Here is a 21,638-nt window from a genome sequence, read left to right as displayed (position 1 = left end):
CGTGCTCATAGGCTCCCTGCACCCGCAGACGGCTCGTTGACCTGGGCCCGCGGTCCGGTGAGGAACACGAGACGGAACTTACCGATCTGTACCTCGTCGCCGTTCTGGAGTTCCGAGGAGTCCACCGGCTCCCGATTCACATAGGTGCCGTTCAGGCTGCCGACATCGACAACCTGGAACGAATCGTCGTCCTGACGGAACTCGGCATGCCGACGGCTGACGGTGACGTCGTCGAGAAAGATGTCACTGTCGGGGTGGCGGCCCGCCGACGTCGTCGGCTGATCCAGCAGGAAGCGCGAGCCCGCGTTCGGACCACGCTTGACGACCAGGAGGGCCGCACCAACGGGCAGACCCTCGACCCCTTGGACCGGCTGTTCACCGGTCGGCTCTCCGGAGCGCGACGCGTCGACCTCGTTCAGGAAATCCGCGCGGAAGACCGACGTCGTCTCGGCCGCGGTCTCCCCGTAACCCGGGTCTTTGTTCTCGCTCACCGTTTCTCTCCTCCTCGAACCTGATTATCCATGCAAGCAGGTGATACCTGTGGCACCACGACCTGCCGTCGAGTCCCTAGATTCCCGACAATGACTGTCGGCGCATCTGTTGGCATTGACCGTACCCTGCCAGGGCGTGCCCGTGCAGGTAGAACCGGGAAGGCTGATTCAGCCCCCGATAACTCCTTGATAACCTGCCGCATCCAACAGTTCACCAAGGGTCTTGTCGAGGCCGTCGGCGTCCGCGACCTCCAGTTCGAACAGCCAGCCCGCGCCATACGGATCGGTGTTCAGCGTCTCCGGCTGCTGCACCAATTCCTCGTTCACCGCAACAACTTTCGCCGCGATCGGCGCGTAGATGTCGGACACGCTCTTGGTCGACTCGACCTCGGCGATGCTGTCCTGTACGGCAACGTCTTTGTCCGTCTCGGGCAGCTGCACGAACACAACGTCACCGAGTTGAGACTGCGCATAATCGGTGATGCCCACCCGAACCCGGGTCGGTCCGATCCGCTGCACCCACTCGTGCTCTTCGGTGTAGCGCAGATCTTCGGGGGTCTGGGTCACAGGCCGTCCGTCCTTTCCGTTGTGATCGTGTGCGGGCAACTCTATGCGAGGGTTCGGACAATGTTCGACTCGACGCCGTCGGTCAGGTCGAGCGGTGTGGCACAGCCGGTATCGAGCGTGCGATGGCGATCGCCTTACCGGTGTAGAGCAAGCCGGTCCATACATACACCGCCGTGCCCCAGACCAGTAATGCCCCACCGAAGGCGCGTCCGAAACCGTCCAGTGCCCAATCCATCTCCCCGGCCAGCAACCAGACGAACGCGGACATCAACGCGAAGGTCGCTGCCTTGCCGAGATAGATGACATCGGGCGGGGGTAGGTCGCGGCGTTTGTAGACCGACAGCGTGAGCGTGAGGATCAGGTCGCGACCGACCACGATCACCGCGACCCACCACGGGATCAGGCCGCGAACCACGAACGCCGCCAAGGTCGTCACCAGGTACAACCGATCCACGAACGGATCGAGCAGGGCCCCGAGGCGCGAGGACTGATCGAGCAGGCGGGCCAGCTTGCCGTCCAGGAAGTCGGTCAATCCGCTGGCGAACGCCAGCACGAACGCCCAGCCGTCGGCATGCTCGACCAGCAGCAGCCAGAGGAACACCGGAACGCCCAGCAGGCGCACGAAACTCAGGACATTCGGGACGGTGAGGATGCGGTCGTCGAAGACGCCGCCGGTCGCGCCGTCGGTGTCGGCGCGCTCCTCCGGTTCCGTTGTGCCCGATTCGGTTGTCACGCCCCGTGCTTACCGCACCGACCCCGGTCCACGCCATCCGGGCACGCCGGTTTTCTCGATATCTCCGTGCAAGGATGGTTTGCACCACAGCCCGGCGGTGACAGAATGAGTATGAAATCATCTCATCTGTCGGTACGGTGAGCTACTGGCCCGGTGGCCGGTTAGCGAGAGGAAGTCATGCCCGCATTCGACTACGACGTGGTGGTGATCGGCTCCGGTTTCGGTGGCAGCGTGAGCGCGCTCCGGCTGACCGAGAAGGGGTATCGGGTCGGCGTGCTCGAGGCGGGCCGACGGTGGAATGCCGAGGACATCCCGAGCAGCAATTGGAATGTGCGCAAGTCGATTTGGGCGCCGCGACTGGGTCTGACGGGTCCGCAGCGGATCAGCATCCTCGGCAAGTGCGCGGTGTTCTCCGGCGCTGGTGTCGGCGGCGGATCGCTCATCTACGGCAACACCCTCTACGAGCCTCTGTCGAACTTCTACACCGACAAGCAGTGGGCGCACATCACCGACTGGCGGGCCGAGCTGGCGCCGTACTACGACCAGGCGCAACGGATGCTCGGCGTGGCGCCGAATCCGCGAATGACCCCGGCCGACGAGGTGATCCGCGAAATCGCCGACGACCTGGGCGTCGCCGACACCTTCCACGCGACCAATGTCGGGGTGTTCTTCAACGAGAGCGATCCGGGCACCGAGGTCGACGACCCTTACTTCGGTGGTGTCGGCCCGCGCAGGCGCGGCTGCGTGCACTGCGCGCAATGTTTCACCGGCTGCCCGAACAACGCCAAGAACACCACCACCACGAACTACCTCTACCTGGCCGAACAGGCGGGCGCCGAGGTCCATCCGCTGACCACCGCGACCGTGGTGCGGCCGCTGCCGGACGGCGGCTATGCCGTCGAGACCGAGCGCTCGGACCGCTGGATCCGCAAGCAGCGCAAGACCTTCACCGCCGAGCAGGTGGTGTTCGCCGGTGCCGCGCTCGGCACCCAGAAACTGCTGCACAAGATGCGCGACGACGCGGTGCTGCCGCGGCTCTCGCCCCGGCTCGGCGAGCTGACCCGCAGCAACTCCGAGGCGATCCTCAATGTGGTGAGCCGCTCGCGCCGCGACTTCGCCGAGGGCATCGCGATCACCTCCTCGATCCATCCGGCCGAGGACACCCACATCGAGGTGTGCCACTACGGCAAAGGACAGAACGCGCTGTTCCCGATGTCGGTGCCGATCGTGGACGGCGGCGCGTTCCGGTTCCTGCGCTTCCTGCTCGCGATGGTCGTGCACCCGTTGGTCTTCCTGCGCAGCCTCAATGCCAGGCACGCCTCGGAGAAGTCGGTGATCCTGCTGGTCATGCAGTCGCTGGACAACTCGCTGACCTCGTTCCGCAGGCGCGGGCTGCTGAAGACGAAACAGGGCACCGGCGAACCGAACCCGACCTGGATCCCGATGGCGCACGACATCGGGCGGCGCTTCGGCGAGAAGGTGCAGGGCGATACGCACGGGCTGGTGATGGACGTGTTCAACATCCCCGCGACCGCGCACTACATCGGCGGCTGTGTCATCGGCGACACCCCGGAAACCGGTGTGGTGGACCCGTATCAGCGGGTGTTCGGCCACCCCGGCCTGCATGTGGCGGACGGGTCGGCGGTGACCGCCAACCTGGGCGTCAACCCGTCGCTCACCATCACCGCGCAGGCGGAGCGGGCAATGGCGTTCTGGCCCAACAAGAACGAGGCGGACCCGCGTCCGGAGCTCGGTTCGGCGTATCGGCGCATCGCCCCCGTGGTGCCGAAGCAGCCGACCGTGCCCGCTGCCGCACCGGGTGCGCTGCGCCTGCCGATCACCCCGATCGACTCCCCCGCGCCCGCCAACTGAGCCACCCGGCGGCATACCCGACCAGCATCGAACGTGGCGAAACCGACACCGTTGCGGGCGCCGACACCGGCTAGCGTCAGCAACGTGTCAGACAGTCGTATCGATCTACGCTCCTATATCCCCGCGGCCGACGTGTATGCCCGCGGAAAGGCCGTGCGCGACCGGGTTCCGGTCGATGCGCGGGACCGAGCCGCCGAAGGAGCGCGGCGGCCCGACGTGCTCGAGTTCATCGAGGCGAGCAATGCGGGCCGGATTCCGCACCTGGTGCCGCTGCGGATCGGCCGGATGATCGCGTCCCCGTTCACTTTCTATCGCGGCGCGGCCGGTCTGATGGCCGCCGATCTGGCCGACGGACCGGACACCGGGCTCACCGCACAGCTCTGCGGCGACGCGCACGCCGCGAACTTCGGCCTGTACGGCACGCCACGCGGCGAAATCATCATGGACATCAATGATTTCGACGAGACCATCGTCGGGCCGTGGGAATGGGATCTGGACCGGTTGGCGGCCAGCCTGGTGCTCGCGGGCCGGGAAAGCGGTGCGGGCGAGGACGACTGCCGCGCGGCGGCCCATGACGCGGCGCGCGCCTACCGCCTCGCGGCGGCCCATCTGGCCGAGCAGCCGTTCCTGGAATCGTGGAGCGCGCTGCCCGACGAATCGGTGCTGAATCAGGCGGCGGCACACGATCTCATCGACGACTTCAAGAAGGCCGCGAAGAAGGCGCGCAAGAACACCAGCGCGAAGGTGGTCGCCAAGTGGACCGAACACCTCGAGGACCACCAGACCGGCATCAAGAAGCACCGATTCATCAGCGACCCACCGATTCTCACGCCGGTCGACGACAAGGTCGCGGCGGCGATCACCGACGGGCTGGAGCGCTACGCCGACACCTTGCGGGTGTCCCGGCGCAACCTGCTCGCCCGATTCGCGTTGTCCGACATCGCCTTCCGCATTGTCGGCACCGGCAGCGTCGGCCTGCACACCTATGTCGCGTTGCTGCACGGTAACGAGGGCGAGGCGTTGGTGCTGCAGATCAAGCAGGCCAATCCGTCCGCGCTCGCGCCGTATCTGCCCGCGCCGCCGCCGAAGCACGAGGGCAAGCGAATCGTGCAGGGCGCCAGGCTGGTTCAGTCGGAGAGCGACATCCTGCTCGGCTGGACCGGTGTCGACCCGACCGGCGACGGCACCGAATTGCCTTTCATCGTGCGGCAATTCCGCAATCTGAAGGGCAGCATCGACCCGGCCGGCCTGTCCGCCGCCGACCTCGACGACTACGGCAGGCTGGCCGGTGCGCTGCTGGCCCGCGCGCATTCGCGCTCGCTCGATCCGCGCCTGCTCGCTGGCTATCTCGGCGACGACGAGCGGTTCGACGACGCGGTCGCCGATTTCGCCGTCCGTTATGCCGACCGCACCGAATCCGACCACGCCACACTGGTCGAGGCGGTCGAGGCGGGCAAAATCGCGGCCGAGGAACCGGAGTGATCGCGGCACCAACACGCCGACTATTGCCGTGAGCGCGGCGAACTCGGCCGCGCACCTCGTATCCTGTGCACTGTCGAGTGTCGACGTGAAGGGCGGTCGTTAATGCTCGTGCGAGTGCAGAACGCCGCAGGCACCAATGCCGAGCGGGCGCTGATCGATTGGTTGCGCACCTGGAAGGACGCGGGCAGTCCGAAGGGCGTCGCCACGATCAACTGCAGTCTGTTCCACAAGGATCGGCTGCACCAGTTCGACGCGGTGGTGTGGACGCCGACCAGCTGCGTGGTGATCGAGGCCGAGGCGCTGGTGGCCCGGCAGGACGGCGTGCTGGAGATCCCGCTCAACGGCCAGTGGACGATCAACGGCGACCCGGCCGCGATGGAGGGCCGGGACCGGCGCACCCCGTTGGAGAAGTCCCGCGAGCACACCTTCGCGCTGCAGAACTGGCTGGCCGCCCGCGGCCTCGGCCAGCGCGCGGTGCACGGGCTCGCGCTGGTGGTCCCGCTGCGCGGCGCCGAGCTGAAGATCCAGCAGGCGTGGAGCGATCCCAGCTTCGATGTGATCCTCGGCGATGACCCCGGCAGGCTGCGGCACTACTTCGACGCGCTCGCCGAACAGGAAAAGCACCTGTGGACGGCCAACGATGTCGCCATCGCCTTCCGCGGCCTCGGCATCCTGCCCTACCTGCCCGCGCCGCAGGAACTGCTGAACGAGGGCTTCCTCGGCCCGATCGACATCACGCTGTGGCACGGCGGCCCGAACCAGGCGCAGGCCGAGGCCTACGCGGAGGAGCTGGCGCAGGCCGAGCGCGAGGCGCACAAGCCCGTCTACGCGGTCGAGGCGCCCTGGTACAGCCCGTGGAAGCTGTATCCGCGGGAGACCCGTGACATGGATTTCGGTCGCGCCTTCATGCGGATCGTCCTGGCCATCGGCATGCTGATCGCCTTCGCCTGGGTGCTGTGGTTCGTCATCAGCGCGATCTTGACCTACGGCCCCTGATCCGCCTTACGCCTTGCGCGCCACGGTGATTCGCGTCAACTCGACCGTCGGCTCGTCGAACGACGGGTCGGTCCGGCCGTCCGGCGTTGGCTGCGAGTCGCGTTCCACCAGTAGCGCGACGTGTAATCGCGAGGGACAGCCCAGCTTGAGCATCACCTGACGCACGTGGTTGACGACGGTCCATTCCGAAATCCCCAACTGGGTGGCGATCATCCGGTTGGTCATGCCGGTGGCGACCAGCTTGGCGATCTCGCACTGCCGGTTGGTGAGCGCGGCAAGCGGGGAATCGTCGGGGTCGGGTAGCGTCGGACCCGCACAGGCATAGGCCACCGCGTCGGTCAGGGTCATCTCCCCCGCCGTCCGCATGATGTCGCGAAACTTGCTCTCACCGAGGGCGTTCCGGTGCTGCGCTTCGTGTGGTGCCGGATCACCCGCACCCAGTTGCGGGATGCCGTGCGTGGCACGCAACTGCCGGGCCGCGAGCATCAGCAGCACCGTCGGTTCGGCGTACTCGACACCGGCCGCGTCGTAGGCCATGGCGCAACCCTCCAGCGCGATGATCGCCTGCAGGACATGCGTTCCCAGGTCATCGTCGCCCAGGTTCTCCCGGTACAGCGACTGGGCACGATCCGCCGTCCGCGGCCCGATCTGCGTGCGCGCCAGCGTATTCAGGCCGATCAGCCGCGCCGAGCTACCCATTCGCCTGGCCCCATCCCGCATCTCGGCCCAGATGTCGGCGTCGCGGGTGGGCGGATCCGAGAGGCGCAGCAGCATGATGACACCCTGTAGTCGGCCTCGCCATGAGCCACTGAGCTGGTCAGCGTGCCGCGTCGCCAGACTCAACTGGTCTTTGGCGGCCGCCCGGTCGCCTACCGCGATCAACGCGGCAACCAGCACCACCGCGACCCGGGCCGCGTCGCCTTGTTTGTCGAAACGGCGATATGCGGCAACCGAATTCGTGAGCAGTTCGACCGCCCGCCGCAGCCGCCCCGACCGGCCCGCCCAGAGCCCCAGGACCTCGAGGCACAGCGGCGCCGTCACGCCGGGCGACAGGGTGCCGCGGTCGCTCATCTTCAGCACGTTGGCCAGGACCGACTCCAATTCGCACTGGTAGCCGTATTGGATCCAGGCCGATTCCAGGTGCGCCGCCAGGCGGACGGCGCGTTCCGGCCGTCCGGTCTCGATCAGATAGTGCACCGCCGCGAGAAAGTCCTCGATCCGTTTGCCCGCGGCGTCCAGTGCGGCCGCCCGCTGCTCGCGCTGGTCGAACTGAGGCCCGATGGACTCGGCGAGCCGGCAGAGCCGGTCCACATGGTCGTCGCGGAATGCGGTGGCGCGCAACGGGTCAGCGCTGAGCACCCGGCGGCAGTAGGCGCGGACGGGCGCGAAGAGCCGGTAGCCGTGCCCGTGCGTGCCGCTGGACGTTTGGTCGAGCAGGCTGCGCTGCACCAGTTCCGCCATCGCGGTGGTGGCCTCGTCCTCGGTGGTCCCGGCCGCGAGGCAGGCGGTGTCGGTATCGATCGTCGACTCGTAAAGCGACAGCCGAAGCAGCAGTTCGAGCACCTCGGGGCGGACGTCATCCAGACCCCACTCGACCGCGCCGTGCAGGGTCCGGTGCCGGGCGGGCACGTCGACGTAGGACGGCGAACGCAGGTCCGCGCCCGCCTCGATGCGGTGCAAGGTGCGTACCGGGCCGATCCGGGCGATCGAGCCCGCCGCGAGTTCGATCGCCAGCGGCACGCCGTCGAGCTCGCGCGCGATCTCGTCGAGCACGAGCCGATCGGCCACCGCGGCCGTCCCCCGGTAGTGGCTGTCGATGCTGTCGAGCAGCAGCTGGGCGGCGGGCGCCGAGCCCGGGTAGTAGTCGCCGCTGTCGCAGCCGGTGCGCAACGGGCGCACGCACAGCACGCATTCGCGATACAGGTTGAACGGGACGCGGCTGGTCGCCACCAGCACCAGGTGCGGGCAGTGCTCCAAAAGCCTTGCCACATCGGTGGAACTCTGCTCGACCACCCGATCACAGTTGTCCAGCAACAGGATTACCCGGCCGGCGCCGATCCTGGCGGCCAGCTGCGCCAATGCCTCGACCGGGTCGAGGCATTGGGGTGCGGCGGCGAGTGAACGGTTACTCGCTTTCTCCAGCACCATGTTCCACGCACCGGCGCGATCGGCGCACTCGCCCAAATCGACCACCGTGTCGCGGCCGCCGTGGAATGCGCTGTCCGACAACGCCTCTCGAGCTAGTCTGGATTTACCCACCCCGGCAGACCCGGTGAGCGTGAGCAGCCGGACCCGAGGATCGACGAGTAGTCGACCGAGCTCGGTAAGCTCAGCCGCCCGCCCGATGATCGTCGGTAGCCGATAGGTTCCGGCCAACGTGGGGCGGACGTCATCGCCAACCATGGGCACCTCTCAGTCACTGCCACGGCTGAGACGACCGCACGAAATACGCCCGAGCCACGATGCATCCAGGCCGGCCGAGCCGAGATATCGATTGATGAACCCGAGTGTTCACCGATCGAGTACGACCATACCAAGACCTCGCAGCGTCGCGGGGGGTAAACAGATCCACGAGTTGACCTGGGACTCCGGAGGTTTCGACGGTCGCGCGGTGCCGAGCATGCCCGGACGAGTGGCCATCACCTTCTCCGTCGACCTGCGGCCGAGCAGCAGAAACCTGTCAGTCGCTATCGTCGACCGGTGATCGGATTACGGCAAGACACCAGCATCGGGGGCGCGCTGCGGCTCGGCGGCATCGCGCTGAGCGGCGCTGTCACGGGTGTCCTGCCCTTGACGTTTCCACCCGACGGCGGCCCGACCGGGTTCGATCGCACGCTGGCCGATCCGATTCACTCTGCGCTCGACTCCCGGCCCGGCATCGCGCAGGCGCTGATGATTCCCAGCAACGCCTACATCCTGCTGCCACTGTTGCTGCTCGCGGCCGCGTGGTTCGGCTACCAAGGCCAATGGTGGCGCGCCGCGATCATGGTGCTGGTACCCGAGCTCGCCGTCGGCCTCAATGCCTGGTTGTGGAAGCCGCTGTGGGACCGGCACCTACACGACTATCTCGCCTATCCCAGCGGGCACACGGTGCATCTGGTGGCGATCGCGACCGCGTTCATCGTGCTGATCGATTCGGTCCGGGCGCGAGTCATCGCGCTCGTGATCGCGATGGTGGCACTGCTCGTGGTGGCCGTCGGCATGGTCAGACTCGACTATCACCTGCCCACCGACATCATCGGCGGTGCCGCCGCAGCCATCGCGATGGTGCTGGCGCTGTGTTGGGCGGCGCAGTTGCTCATCGACCTCGGATCGGCGCGGTCAGGCAGGCGGCACGCGAGTCCTGCCGAACAGCATTCGACTCAGTAGACCGTCGCGCAGCACCAGTGCGTGGAACGCGATCGCGCAGATGTGCGCGGTGAACACCACAAGCAAGGCGTAACCGAAGTAGGTGTGCAAGGAGCGCAGCCGCTCATACAGCTGCCAGTCGGTGGACACCAGCGCCGGCAGCTCGATCCCGCCCGCCAGCCGCACCTCTCCCCCGGACGCGGACACCATCGCCCACCCGATCAGTGGTTGCGCGAGAAGCAGTGCGTACATGAGGATTTCGGAGCCGGTGGCCACCCACCGTTCGATCGGCCCGAGCCGCGCGAACGCCCCCGGTCCGCGACGCAACAGCCGATTGACCACCCGCACCACCGCGAACGCGAGCACGCCGACTCCGACGGTCATGTGCAATGTCCGCAGCGCCATGGTCTCGCCCCACCAGTGCACCATGCCCGCCCCCGCGATCAACGCCGTCACAACGAGCGCCGCCATCAGCCAGTGCACCACCCGGGTCAACGCGTCGAACCGCACGATCTCGGTGCTCATCCGCAATCTCCCGCCGCGTCCCGGCCCGGAGTTCGCCCGCGACCTCAGCACAGTCATGACACGAATCCGGCGGGCGAACAGTTCAGCGAGACCGGTCGATGAACGGCAAACCCTTGGTGCCGGTCTGGAAAGGTGGTAGAACTTGTTCTAGTTTAGACGATGGGAGCGCGTACGGTGCGGTACGGAATTGTGTTGTTCACCAGCGATCGAGGCATCACGCCCGCGGACGCGGCGGTGGCCGCCGAGGGTGCCGGTTTCGACACGTTCTACGTGCCGGAGCACACGCACATCCCGGTGGTGCGCGCTGCGGCGCATCCGCAGACCGGCGATGCGAGCCTGCCGGATGACCGATACCTGCGCACCCTCGATCCATGGGTGGCGCTGGCGACCATCGCCGCCGTGACGAGCCGGATCGGCTTGTCGACGGCGGTCGCGTTGCCCGCCGAACATCACCCGATCACCCTGGCTAAAACCATCGCCTCACTCGACCACCTGTCCGGCGGCCGGGTCAGCCTCGGCGTCGGATTCGGTTGGAACACCGACGAACTCGCCCACCACGGCGTGCCCCCGAACAAGCGCCGCACGGTGCTGCGCGAGCACCTGGACGCGATGCGCGCGATCTGGACCGACGAGGAGGCCAGCTTCGCCGGTGAGTTCGTGAACTTCGGCGCCAGCTGGTCCTGGCCCAAGCCGGTGCAGAAGCGGATTCCGGTGCATCTCGGCGCCGCGGGCACCGAGAAGTCGTTCACCTGGCTCGCCAAGAACGCGGACGGGTGGATCACCACCCCCACCGAGGACGGTGTCGACACCAAAATCGCACTGCTGCATCGGATCTGGCGTGAGCACGGTCGCGAAGGCACACCCGAGGTCATCGCGCTCGCGGGGAAACCGAACCCGGCACAGTTGGCCGAGTGGGCCGAAGCCGGTGTCACCGAGGCCGTTTTCGGCATGCCCGACCGCTCGACCGACGAAGTGCGCGCCTACCTCGACCGCCTCGCCGGAAAGCTCGGCATCACTGCCTAGTACAGATACAGCAGCGGCCCGCGCGCAATCATCCCGCACGGGCCGCTGCCTACTGTTTCAGCGCAGATCTCGCCTACGGAAGGCCACGATGCCTACCGCGAGCAGCGCCGCTGCGATCGCCAGCAGCCACAGCACCGGGGCGAACTGGAACTCCGCACCGGGCAGCTTCGGCGGATGCACGAACGGCACCAGGTCGACGATCCACTGCGGCAGCCCGTCCAGCGAGCCTGCGAACAGGATGACGATCAGGACGCTGAGAACGCCCCAGGCGACCGGGGTGAAGCGGGGCGCGATCCCATAGATCGCCACCGCGATTCCGGTGAAAACCCATACCGCGGGCACCTGGACCGCTGCCGCACCCAGCGAGTCGGTCACCTTGCCCGCCATATCGCCGTCGGACGCGCCGTAGACGATGCCGATCGCCAGACCGGCCAGCAGCAGGAGCAGCACGGGACCGAGTAGCGCGAAACCGATGTGGCTCAACGCGTATCGCTCTCGACTGATCGAACCGGCCAGCGTCGAATCGGCCCGCTGGCTGGCCTCCTCGTCGTGCAGCCGCAGCGCCGCCGAGAGCGAGTAGGCGGCCGCGCCCGCGGCGAGCAGGGTCAGCGCAAAGGTGATGAACGAATCCTGCAGCACGTCCGACCCACCCATGCGGTTGACGATGTCCGTCACCGACGAGTTGTTCTCGAGCATGTCGCCGACGCTCTTCAGCGCGCCGCCCATCAGCAGCCCGTACAGCAGGAATCCGATGGCCCAGACCAGCAATGAGCCGCGTTGCAGCCGCCAGGCCAGGCCGGTCGGGCCGGACAGTCCCGGTGCCGCGGCCGGTGCGCCGAGGCGTTCGGCGAGCAGCCCCGAACCAGTATCGCGACGAGTGAGCAACGCGTACGCAGCCCCCACCATCAGCACCGCGAGTGCCAGCAACGGGATCAGCACCCACCAGCGTTCCTGCGCGAACGCCCGCATCTGAATGCACCAGCCGAGTGGCGAAAACCAGGTCAGCACACCGTTTCCCGCGTCACCGAGCGCCCGCACCGCGAACGCCGCGGCCAGCGCCCCGAGCGCGACACCGCGGGCGATTCGCGCGCCACTGCTCACCTGTGCGGCGACAGCGCCGACCCCGGCCCAGACCAGGCCGGAGCAGGCCAGCGCCGCGGAGAACGCCACCGAACCGGCGATCGGCAGGTCGTTGCTGTACAGCATTGCGGTAGAAACGATTCCGACGATCACACAACCGAGCGTTGTCAGTACCAGCGCGGCGGTGAGTCCGGCGAAGCGGCCGATGCTGGTGGCACCGACCAATTCCGCGCGGCCGGTTTCCTCCTCGACCCGGGTGTGCCGGACGACGGTGAGGATCGTCGCGATCCCGATCATCGCGAAGTACGGACCCGCCTTCCACAACGCCATGGAGCCGATATCCGTGCTGAACACCGGCCCGTACATGGCCATCAGCGCGGGGCTGTCGGTGATGGTCTTCGCGTAGTTCGCGAGATCGGCCGGGGTGCCGTAGACACTCTTGGTGCTCGCGACATAGAAGGCAGGCAACAGTCCGAAGGCAATCGCCCACAGCGGCAACACGATTCGGTCGCGGCGCAGATACAGGCGGAGTAGCTGCCCCGTACCCGCGAAGTCGGCCGAGCCGCGCACGGCCGGGGCGGCGTAATGCCTGCCCGCGGTGACGGTCGTCATGCGCGCACCTTCTCCCCGCTCTTGGCCGCACTCTTCGAGGCGTCGCCATCGACGTGATAGTGCCGCATGAACAGCTCTTCCAGGGTGGGCGGCGCACTGGTCAGGCTGCGCACGCCGGTGTCGCCGAGCACCCGGATCAGCTCGCCGAGATGCTCACTGTCGACCTGGCAGCGCAGCGTCTTGCCGTCCCACTGGATGTCGTCGACCCCGGTGATCCGATGGAGATCGCCTGGGTCACCGAGCAATTCGGCGGTGATCGAGGTCCGCGACAAGTGCCGCATCTCCGACAGCGAGCCACTCTCCACGGTGCGTCCGGCCCGGATGATGGTCACCCGATCGCACAGCACCTCCACTTCCGACAGGATGTGGCTCGACAGCAGCACCGTGGTGCCGCGCTGCTTGGCCTCCTCGATGCATTCACGAAAGACCTGTTCCATCAACGGATCCAGGCCCGAGGTCGGCTCGTCGAGCAGCAGCAGCCGCACGTCCGAGGCGAGCGCCGAGATCAGTGCGACCTTCTGCCGGTTGCCCTTCGAGTAGGTGCGGGCCTTCTTGCGCGGATCCAGATCGAACCGCTGGATCAGTTCCGCCCGGCGCTCCTTGTTGATCCCGCCACGCATCCTGGCCAGCAGATCGATCGTCTCGCCGCCGGACAGCGACGGCCACAGTGTGACATCGCCTGGCACATAAGCGAGTTCGTGATGCAGCGCGACCGCATCGGCCCACGGATCGCTGCCGAAGAGTTCGACCCGACCGGAGGTGGCGCGCAGGATCCCCAGCAGGACACGGATGGTCGTCGACTTGCCCGCGCCGTTGGGCCCTAGGAAGCCGTGGATTTCCCCTTCTCTGACAGTCAGATTCAGTCCGTCCAGTGCGGCGACATGGCCGAACGTCTTTCGGAGATCGTTGATTTGAATGATCTCGGACATCAGTGCTCCTTGTTGAAGGCGTCCAAAAGTGTGGGGTCGGTGAGGATGCCCTGGGTGTAGAACTCCAGGGCGGGGGCCGTGAGCTCTTCGGTCAGCTCACGGATTGCTTTACGGAAATCGAGCTTTTCGCCGGGCTTCTGGTGCAACTGCACCCAGAGCAGGGTCGCGCCGACGTTGAGGGTCATCAGGTATCTGGCCCGCGCGGCCGGGTCGCGGCTCGGCTTGATCGTGCCCGCCTCGACACCCTGCTGGATGTAGGCCTCGGCGTCCTCGGCCATGTGATCGAACAGCGACAGTGCCAGCGGACCACCCGCCTGCAGGCTGCGCACCATATAGGCGACCAGCGGTCCGTACACCTCGATCTCGGCGAGCGCGGCCAGCATGCCCTTCGCGACGCTGCCCGCGGTGAGCGCCTTGAGCTTCTCGTCGCGGATCAACTGCAGCACCCGCTCGTCACAGGCGGCGCGCAGACCGTCCTTGGAGCCGAAGTGATGGTTCACCAGACCGGGCGAGACACCTGCCGCCTTCGCGATTGCGCGAACGCCCACCTGGAAGCCCTGGTCGCCGAAGACCTCGATCGCGGCATCGCGTATTCGCGCGGCCGTCGTCAGATCCGTGGCGGGTCCTTGCGATAGGGGCTGTTCGTTAAACACGTGTTCAATATACTAAACACTCGTTCAATCCACCACAAGAGCCTTGCCCGGAATGTCGTGTCAACAGTCACGGTTTGGTCGGCGCAGGGTGACGCGGGCTAATGTCGAGTTTTAACGCTTCCCCCGTCTGAAGGCCGGGGATTTCACGCTCAGACCGCAACCGAGCCCACCGCCCGAAGGAGGTGATCCGATTGGCTTACATCCTCAACACGTGTGCGGCCACGCTCTGCCACAGCCAGAATCACCCTGGCGGCGTTCCGATCCCGACAGTCGGTATATCCGCAACTGTGGCACCGGAAGGTTCGCTCCCCGAGTTCGAGTCGCTGCTTGGCTCTCGCGAAACAACTCGAACACGTCATGCTCGTATGAGCGGGCCGCACCAACACCACCCTCCGGCCAGCCCGCACACCACGCTCGATCAACTCCCGCTTCGCCGCACCGATCGCCGCATCCGCGGCCTTACGCGCCAACGTGGACTTCGCCAGGAATATCGGCTTGAAATCCTCCACCGCGATCACACCATGATGATCGACAACACCTTTCGCCCACACCCGCGAATCGTGCCGGGTCTGCCGGACAGCCTTCTTGTGCAGCTTCGCGGCCACCCGCGCGGCACGCTGATACCCATGCGACTGCTGACCGCGCTCGACCCTGCGCCTGGCCATCTTGCGTTGCGCCGTGCCCAGCTCGGCCGCGCAGCGAGCACGGTGCCCCAGATACGGCAGATCGAACGAAGGGTCAGTCGTCGTAGCTGTGGCACGCACGCCCCAGTCGATGCCGATGCCAATCTCAGTCGTAGCGGCGGATTCGACGGCGCGGCGGACGACGAACGACGCGTACCAATGTCCCAGCGAATCCCGGATGATCCGCACACTGGTCGGTTCGGACGGAAACGTCCGCGACCACACCACCGGGATACTGATGCCCTTGGCCAGCACCAGCCGCCCATCATTGATGCTGAATCCGCGGCGCGTGTACTCCAACGACACCCGAGCCCTCTTGCGGGCCTTGAACACCGGCCGCCCCCGACCCTTGATCGTGAACGACTGAGTGAGCGTCTGCGCGTAGGTCCGCAGCGTCTGCTGCTGCGCGACCTGCGACCCCTCCCGCAACCACGTGTTCTGGGAGCGGGCCTCAGTCAGCAGCTTGCTCAGTCTGTTGAAGGTCGGCTTGTTGCCCGACTTCTGCTGGTGGACAGCCTCATTCCACAAAAACCGGCAGCGATCCCACTCAGCGAGCAAAGCCGATTCCGCAGTGCGGCCCGGCCGCAAACGAAAGCTGTACCGCACCACCTCATGCATGCTCTACAACCTAGCCCGCACCACCGACACCGAACGGAGGACAGTGCGAACGCCCCCTCGTGTGCGAGGGCGTATCCGCGCTAAACATGTCATGACAACTGGCACCGTAACGACGGCGGATCACCTACGCGCGGCACTGGACGGACCGTGGGGCGAGATCCGCGAGCAGGCCCGCATCCAGCTCGCGGACGACAAGTTCGCCGGCGACTCGTACCTCGACTACAAGGCCGCCCGGGCGCGGGTGCTCGAGCAGATGCGGGTCATCGCCACCATGGACTACGCCGAGCGCGGTTTCCGCAGGGAGAACGGCGGCACCAGCGAGCCGGGCGCGGCGGTGACCGGGCTGGAGATGCTCGCGTACGCGGACCTCTCGCTGTGGGTCAAGGCGGGCGTGCAGTGGGGGCTGTTCGGCGGCGCGGTGGAGAACCTCGGCACCGAACGGCATCGTGAGTACATCAAGCGGCTGATCTCGCTCGACCTGCTCGGCTGTTTCGCGATGACCGAGTCCGGGCACGGCAGCGATGTCGCGCACCTCGAGACCACCGCGACCTATGACCCGGATACGCAGGAGTTCGTGATCCACTCGCCGACGCCGTCGGCGCGCAAGGACTACATCGGCGGTGCCGCCGAACACGCAAGAATGGCAGCGGTTTTCGCGCAGTTGATCACCAAGGGTGAGGGTCGTGGCGTGCACTGCCTACTTGTGCCGATCCGCGACGAGAACGGCGCGGACCTGCCCGGCGTGACCACCATCGACGACGGGCTCAAGGGTGGGCTGCCCGGCGTGGACAACGGGCGCATCGTGTTCGACCAGGTCCGCATTCCGCGGGAGAACCTGCTCAACCGGTATGCCGACGTCGAACCGGACGGCACCTACAGCTCGGAGATCGAGAACCCGAGCCGTCGCTTCTTCACCACCCTCGGCACCCTGGTGCGCGGGCGGGTCAGCGTCGGCGGCGCCGCTGCGGCAGGCACCCGGGTCGCATTGAGCATCGCCATTCGATATGCGTTGAAGCGCAGGCAGTTCTCCGATCCGGACAGCGGGCAGGAGACGGTGCTGATGGACTACCGCAGCCACCAGCGGCGGCTGCTCCCCCTCGTCGCCAAGACCTATGCGCTGGCGTTCGCGCAGAACGATCTGGTGCGCCGGATGCACCTCGTGCAGACCGGTCAGGATCTGAACCCGAGTTCGCAACGGGCACTGGAGAAGCGGGCCGCGGGCCTGAAGGTCGCACAGACCCGGCACGCCACCCGCGCCATCCAGGAGTGCCGCGAAGCCTGCGGTGGCGCAGGCTATTTGACCGAGAACCGGCTCGTCACGCTCAAGGCGGACACCGATGTGTTCACCACCTTCGAGGGCGACAACGTGGTGCTCACCCAGCTGGTCGCGAAGGAGCTGCTCACCGCGTACTCCGACGAGGTGCGCGACCTGGACGCGCTGGGCTGGGTGAAGTTCGCCGCCACCATGGCCGGTGACGAGGTCCGCAAGGTGACCGGCGTGCGTCAGCTGATCCAGCGGTTGCGCGACGGTTCGAACGACTCCGTCGACGAGGGCGACCTCGCCCGTCGCGCGGTTCAGCTGCAACTCTTCGCCGACCGCGAGGAATACCTGGTGCGCACCGCCGGTCACCGCCTGCGCGCCCGTGCGAAGGACACCACCCCGTTCGAGGCGTTCAACAACGCCCAGGATCACATCCTCGCCGCAGGCACCGCCCACATCGACCGGCTGACTTTGGAGGCCTTCATCGAAGGCATCGAGGGCATTCAGGACCAGGAAGCCCGCGAGCTCGCCGAAAACGTCTGCGACCTCTACGTTTACGCCACGCTGGAGGAGAACCGGGACTGGTACATCATGCACCGGTTCATGTCGGTCGAGCGGGCCAAGGCGGTGCGCCGCGGCGTCAACGAACTCGTCGATCGTCTCCGGCCCGAGGCACTCACCCTCGTCGAGGGTATGGGCGTGCCGGAGTCGATGCTGCGGGCGGCCATGCTGGACGACGCGAGCGTGTTCGAGCGGGGGTAGCCGCGATAAAGGATTCGACCTACTCCAGAGGATCACGCCCGGCTTCCTGAGGTTGCTCGGCTCGAACTTCGGTCACTGCCCGCAGAAGCTAGGTGCTCACCTGATGAACTTCGCAGCACGGGCCTACGCAGTCTGTCCGCCGAACACCCGACATGGGCCGGGCACGCGGGGTTCAGTGAACCGCCGACGAAGATGCCCGAACAGCACCCGCCCAGCGGCCGCGCCAGGAAGCCGGCCGCATAGGTGACCCCCACTTCGGCGGCGCCAAATGGAGCGACTAGCAGTTCACATCGAAATCGAGGCGAGGTCGATGCCTCGCAATGGCGTCGCTGTCACGTCATGCACGCGGGGTGTCCATACCGCGTGGCCGTGTCCGGACCATAGCGGTGCTACCGGGAGATCGCGGAGTAGTTGGTTTTCGGCCAGGCGGTATAGCTGGCCGGTTTCCTCTGATAGGGCTGCGGAATCGGCGGAAGTCAGTAACTGGGCGAAGCCTTCGTCGGTGTAACCGGCGGACTTCGCGAGGACGGTGAGTAGTTCGTGCGGGGTCGACGTGTTCAGTGCGCGAGTCATCAAGAAGGGGCCGTCGCCTGGTTGGTTTGCCTCGTCGCCGCGCTGTTTCGCGGTCACGTCGACCGCGAGTGCGGTGCGGATCTGGTCGGCGAGAGGTCGGGCCCATTGTTCTTGTCCGGCAACGAAGTACACCGTGACCGGGCCGGTGAAGGTGACTTGGCCGAGCAGTGATTTCGCCGCGGCCTGGTCGTTGGTGCACGGTCGGCAGGTACCGGAGCGTTCACCCGGGGCTATGCCGGGCGGCAGGATCGTGCGGGCTGGGTCGACCTGGTGTGCGAGTGGACCGGCCGCCAGTGCCGCACGGTCCACTGCCATCGCGAATGCGTAGCGCACCGCTGGGTCTTCGAAACGCTTGTCGGACATGGGGAATGCGAGGTAGCTGGCTTCCGGCAGAGGCCACATCGCGTGACGGTCAGCGAAATCGTGGTGCATGACATCGTGTCGCGCGCCGGGTACCTGGCTGGCCAGGTCGAGGGAGCCCGCCTTCACTTGGTCGTACTGCGTGGCGGAATCGCCTATCTCGAGCTGGATTTCGCGTGCTTTGCCGGTTGCTTCCCCGACTCGCAGGAGTCGGCCGCCCGTACGTGGCACCCACGGCTCCGCCATTCGGAACGGCCCGTTGCCAATTGGGTTGGCGGCGAAGCCCGCCCAATCGCGGGAGGCCAGTACCGACGCGGGAAGCGGCAGTAGCGCCGGCGAAGCCAGAACCGCGGGCACCTGACCGAAGGGACGGTCGAGCACGATCCGAATCGTGTGCTCATCCGGCGCGCCGATCTCCAAGGGGCGCAACACTTCAGTGAGCGCACCGGATCCGGCCCACCGCTCGTCCGCAACCGCACGCCAGGTGTCGACATAGGACTTCGCGGTGACCGGTGTCCCGTCGTGGAACCGGCCATCCGGACGGAGCTTGACCTCCCAGGTCACCTGGTCCGCACTGGAGACCGATTCCGCGGCCCGCGGCGTGCTCTTCCCGGTCGCCGCGTCATAGTCGACCAGCGGCGTCCACAGCGCGCCGACGATCATCCGGCCTGCCTGGTCGCGCAGATCGGCGGGAAGCAGGCTGACCGGCTCGCGGACACCGACCGTGAGCACACCAGCCTTTGCGGGCTCTGACGATTCAGCGCAACCGGTGATTCCGAGCAAGAGCACAGCGAAGACGACGAATAGGCGCGGGATTGCGGCAGACGGCCATTGCGTACGTCGCGGATCATCCGACATGCCAACATCATTCACTTTGCCCCCAGTGAAAAACACCGCAATACCCCGCATCACGCAGCCCACCACGCGAAAGTCGTTCCCCAGTTGGGTATATCGCGAGATGGGGATCACGAGTCACAGCGTCGCATTTAGAGTAAGGACATCTCGGCGACCAGGAATCCCTGGTCACAAAAACGTATTTCGCTGGGAGGTAGTCGTGCGCCGCTGGTTGCTCCAGTCGTCCCTACTGTTGGTCACCGTGACGGCAACACTCGCCGCCACCGCGCTGCCCGCCGCCGCCTGTGGTGAAGAGGACGGCCCGCACGGCGCGGCCGCGCAAATCACCGGGGCACCCGGCGCGGAGAAGAACGTCAAGGCGGTCGGCAACGTCCCGGCCGCGCAGGGCGCGATCTCGCTGCAGTTCCTCCAATACGGCACCAGGGACGTCATGGTCGTCTCCGGCGAGTTCGGGCTCAAGACATACGATCTCACCGCCAACCCGGCCGCACCGAAGCTGATCGGCCAGCTCAACATGCCGGGCATGTGGGAAACCGAGGACACCGAGGTCGACCCGGTGCGCAAGCGCGTCTTCCTGTCGCGCGACCCACGCGCGTTCAACGGCAATGTCCGCACCGGCGAATCCGGCATCTACATAGTCGATTTGGCCAAGCCGGAGAAGCCGACCCTGCTGAGCTACGTCAAGGTGCCCGCGGGCCACACCACCAGCTGCATCAACGACTGCCAGTACCTGTGGACCGGCGGCCCCGCCAAGGCGGACAGTATGCCCGCCGCCTGGGGCGGTCGCCCGATCTGGGTCACCGACGTCCGAGACCCCCGCAAGCCGAAGGTCAACCCCAACCCGATCGAGTTGGCGCGCAACGACGGTCAGACCGACTACGTACACGACGTGCAGGTGGACGAAACGGGTGTCGCCTGGGCGTCCGGTCGCGGCGGCGTCCGCGGATACTGGACCGCGGGCATGCACAAGGACCCCGTAACCGGCAAGCTCCGGATGGCCTCACCGAACGACCCGGTCCCCTACGCGGGCGGCGGCATCAAAGAGACGGCCGCACCATCCAAGTTCATGCACAACAGCTTCCGCCCGGTCGGCAACCGCTCGAAAGACGGCGGCGGCACCGGCCACTGGGACAACGGCAACCTCATCTACGCCACCGAGGAAAGCTTCGTCGACGGCTGCGCGGGTGACGGCGTGCTGGTCATCGCATCACTGGAAGGCTCCTACGGCGGCGAGGGCTGGCGCTCTACCCCGCAAAAACCGTACCGCCTCAACACAGTTGGCACCTGGGGCGTCGCCGGCCAAGAAGGCAGCGACCCCGCCTCCCCCGACTGCTCCGCCCACTACTTCGACGTCCAAGACAAGATCCTGGTCCAGTCCTTCTACGCCCAAGGCACCCGATTCCTGGACGTCAGCGACCCGACCAACCCCAAGCAAATCGCCTACTACCGCCCCGCCGACGCAGCCGCCTGGGCCCCCTACTGGCACCGAGGCTTCGCCTACGTCGCCGACCGGACGCGAGGCATCGACATCCTTCAGCTCACCCGCTGACCGAGCGCGTTACTCGCTTGTCCGCCCGAGCAATTGGACGAGCAGAGCCACCTGGTCGGCGAAGTGGTCGATGAAATCGGGTGCGCGAGGGTCGGTTCCGCAGACGCCTTCGATGACGTGCGGCAGGGTGGTGGGGGCCATGGCGGCGGCCATCAGCATGACCAGAAGTGCGGACGGATCCAGTTCGGCGGGGAGTCGCCCTGCGGCTTGCAGGGTGCGGAGTTCATCGACGCTTTGCTCGAGCATCTTCGCTCGAGGCGCATGGTCGGGATCGCTGTCAGGGCCGCTGTATTCGAGCCCACCCCAAGCCATCAAGCGAACGCCGTCGGGGTTGTGTCGCGCCTCCAATGCGTAGCGGCGGAACTGTTCGGGTAACGGCGTTTCCGGCGGAACGAGCTCGCGGCGGCGTTCCTGCCAGCGCTCCGACATGGCCTGGTGCAGGCCTTCTTTGCCGTCGAAGTAGTAGGAGATCAGCTGCTGGTTCACCCCGGCGCGGGCGGCGATCGCGGCGGTGCGCGCGCCCTGGAATCCGTGCGCGGCGAACTCGGCTTCGGCCGCGTCCAGGATGAGCTGGCGGGTGCGCTCGGGGTCGCGCTGACGCTCCTGCGGCTTGGGTGACCTGCGGGGTTTCGACGACGGCACGAAGTCATCCTACATACGCATAGC

The 21,638-nt window shown here is 66.7% G+C and carries 18 protein-coding genes; 7 read left to right on the top strand and 11 right to left on the bottom strand.

All coding sequences use genetic code 11. From position 1 onward, the window contains the following. Nucleotides 1-5 precede the first annotated feature (5 nt). The 3 genes from odhI to ACQPW1_RS23785 form a co-directional block, all read right to left on the bottom strand. Complete coding sequence (gene odhI, locus ACQPW1_RS23795) at nucleotides 6-491, bottom strand: oxoglutarate dehydrogenase inhibitor Odhl (protein ID WP_040734653.1); 486 nt, start codon at nucleotides 489-491, stop codon at nucleotides 6-8. Between the two features lie 168 nt (nucleotides 492-659). Further along, a complete protein-coding gene (gene gcvH, locus ACQPW1_RS23790) occupies nucleotides 660-1,058 on the bottom strand; it encodes a glycine cleavage system protein GcvH (RefSeq protein ID WP_433664913.1) in 399 nt (132 codons plus the stop codon). An 82-nt stretch (nucleotides 1,059-1,140) separates the two neighbouring features. Further along, nucleotides 1,141-1,710, bottom strand: coding sequence for a CDP-alcohol phosphatidyltransferase family protein (locus ACQPW1_RS23785; protein ID WP_433665319.1), 570 nt, complete (start codon nucleotides 1,708-1,710; stop codon nucleotides 1,141-1,143). Between the two features lie 258 nt (nucleotides 1,711-1,968). On the opposite strand from ACQPW1_RS23785, the gene ACQPW1_RS23780 reads away from it, so the two are divergent. From ACQPW1_RS23780 to ACQPW1_RS23770, 3 genes are all read left to right on the top strand, one after another. Further along, nucleotides 1,969-3,663 carry a GMC oxidoreductase gene (locus ACQPW1_RS23780; RefSeq protein ID WP_433664912.1) on the top strand — a complete coding sequence of 565 codons (1,695 nt, stop codon included), beginning with the start codon at nucleotides 1,969-1,971 and terminating at the stop codon, nucleotides 3,661-3,663. An 84-nt stretch (nucleotides 3,664-3,747) separates the two neighbouring features. Continuing rightward, on the top strand, nucleotides 3,748-5,145 hold the full coding sequence (locus ACQPW1_RS23775) for a DUF2252 domain-containing protein (RefSeq protein ID WP_433664911.1): 1,398 nt from the start codon (nucleotides 3,748-3,750) through the stop codon (nucleotides 5,143-5,145). 114 nt (nucleotides 5,146-5,259) lie between these two features. Continuing rightward, entirely contained in the window at nucleotides 5,260-6,141 is an 882-nt protein-coding gene (locus ACQPW1_RS23770; RefSeq protein WP_433664910.1) for a nuclease-related domain-containing protein, read from the top strand. Between the two features lie 6 nt (nucleotides 6,142-6,147). Here the strand turns inward: ACQPW1_RS23770 and ACQPW1_RS23765 are convergent, their stop codons facing one another. Continuing rightward, on the bottom strand, nucleotides 6,148-8,544 hold the full coding sequence (locus tag ACQPW1_RS23765) for a helix-turn-helix transcriptional regulator (RefSeq protein WP_433664909.1): 2,397 nt from the start codon (nucleotides 8,542-8,544) through the stop codon (nucleotides 6,148-6,150). A 297-nt stretch (nucleotides 8,545-8,841) separates the two neighbouring features. On the opposite strand from ACQPW1_RS23765, the gene ACQPW1_RS23760 reads away from it, so the two are divergent. After that, nucleotides 8,842-9,510, top strand: coding sequence for a phosphatase PAP2 family protein (locus tag ACQPW1_RS23760; RefSeq protein ID WP_433664908.1), 669 nt, complete (start codon nucleotides 8,842-8,844; stop codon nucleotides 9,508-9,510). Here ACQPW1_RS23760 and ACQPW1_RS23755 read toward each other — a convergent pair. Continuing rightward, a complete protein-coding gene (locus ACQPW1_RS23755) occupies nucleotides 9,463-10,014 on the bottom strand; it encodes a cytochrome b (RefSeq protein WP_433664907.1) in 552 nt (183 codons plus the stop codon). The genes ACQPW1_RS23760 and ACQPW1_RS23755 overlap by 48 nt on opposite strands. Before the next feature lie 174 nt (nucleotides 10,015-10,188). Here ACQPW1_RS23755 and ACQPW1_RS23750 point away from each other — a divergent pair, with 174 nt between their 5' ends. Next, complete coding sequence (locus ACQPW1_RS23750; protein WP_433664906.1) at nucleotides 10,189-11,037, top strand: LLM class F420-dependent oxidoreductase; 849 nt, start codon at nucleotides 10,189-10,191, stop codon at nucleotides 11,035-11,037. Between the two features lie 57 nt (nucleotides 11,038-11,094). Here the strand turns inward: ACQPW1_RS23750 and ACQPW1_RS23745 are convergent, their stop codons facing one another. The 4 genes from ACQPW1_RS23745 to ACQPW1_RS23730 form a co-directional block, all read right to left on the bottom strand. After that, entirely contained in the window at nucleotides 11,095-12,729 is a 1,635-nt protein-coding gene (locus ACQPW1_RS23745; protein ID WP_433664905.1) for an ABC transporter permease, read from the bottom strand. Beyond that, a complete protein-coding gene (locus ACQPW1_RS23740; protein ID WP_433664903.1) occupies nucleotides 12,726-13,658 on the bottom strand; it encodes an ATP-binding cassette domain-containing protein in 933 nt (310 codons plus the stop codon). The genes ACQPW1_RS23745 and ACQPW1_RS23740 overlap by 4 nt, the downstream gene beginning before the upstream one ends. Then, a complete protein-coding gene (locus tag ACQPW1_RS23735; RefSeq protein WP_433664902.1) occupies nucleotides 13,658-14,311 on the bottom strand; it encodes a TetR family transcriptional regulator in 654 nt (217 codons plus the stop codon). The genes ACQPW1_RS23740 and ACQPW1_RS23735 overlap by 1 nt, the downstream gene beginning before the upstream one ends. Nucleotides 14,312-14,460: 149 nt before the next feature. Further along, nucleotides 14,461-15,612, bottom strand: a complete 1,152-nt coding sequence (locus ACQPW1_RS23730; protein WP_433664901.1) for an RNA-guided endonuclease InsQ/TnpB family protein — start codon at nucleotides 15,610-15,612, stop codon at nucleotides 14,461-14,463. A gap of 91 nt (nucleotides 15,613-15,703) precedes the next feature. Here ACQPW1_RS23730 and ACQPW1_RS23725 point away from each other — a divergent pair, with 91 nt between their 5' ends. Next, nucleotides 15,704-17,635: an acyl-CoA dehydrogenase family protein gene (locus ACQPW1_RS23725; RefSeq protein ID WP_433664900.1), complete on the top strand. Its 1,932-nt coding sequence runs from the start codon at nucleotides 15,704-15,706 to the stop codon at nucleotides 17,633-17,635. Nucleotides 17,636-17,920: 285 nt separating this feature from the next. Here the strand turns inward: ACQPW1_RS23725 and ACQPW1_RS23720 are convergent, their stop codons facing one another. Continuing rightward, nucleotides 17,921-19,426, bottom strand: a complete 1,506-nt coding sequence (locus tag ACQPW1_RS23720) for a peptide ABC transporter substrate-binding protein (protein WP_433664899.1) — start codon at nucleotides 19,424-19,426, stop codon at nucleotides 17,921-17,923. 238 nt (nucleotides 19,427-19,664) lie between these two features. On the opposite strand from ACQPW1_RS23720, the gene ACQPW1_RS23715 reads away from it, so the two are divergent. Beyond that, a complete protein-coding gene (locus ACQPW1_RS23715) occupies nucleotides 19,665-20,972 on the top strand; it encodes an LVIVD repeat-containing protein (RefSeq protein WP_433664898.1) in 1,308 nt (435 codons plus the stop codon). A 9-nt stretch (nucleotides 20,973-20,981) separates the two neighbouring features. Here ACQPW1_RS23715 and ACQPW1_RS23710 read toward each other — a convergent pair whose 3' ends face one another. After that, nucleotides 20,982-21,614 carry a TetR/AcrR family transcriptional regulator gene (locus ACQPW1_RS23710; RefSeq protein WP_433664897.1) on the bottom strand — a complete coding sequence of 211 codons (633 nt, stop codon included), beginning with the start codon at nucleotides 21,612-21,614 and terminating at the stop codon, nucleotides 20,982-20,984. Between the last annotated feature and the right edge of the window lie 24 nt (nucleotides 21,615-21,638).

This window comes from Nocardia sp. CA-128927 (assembly GCF_050955855.1).
GTDB lineage: Bacteria > Actinomycetota > Actinomycetes > Mycobacteriales > Mycobacteriaceae > Nocardia.
This window is presented reverse-complemented; position numbering and strand designations above follow the sequence as displayed.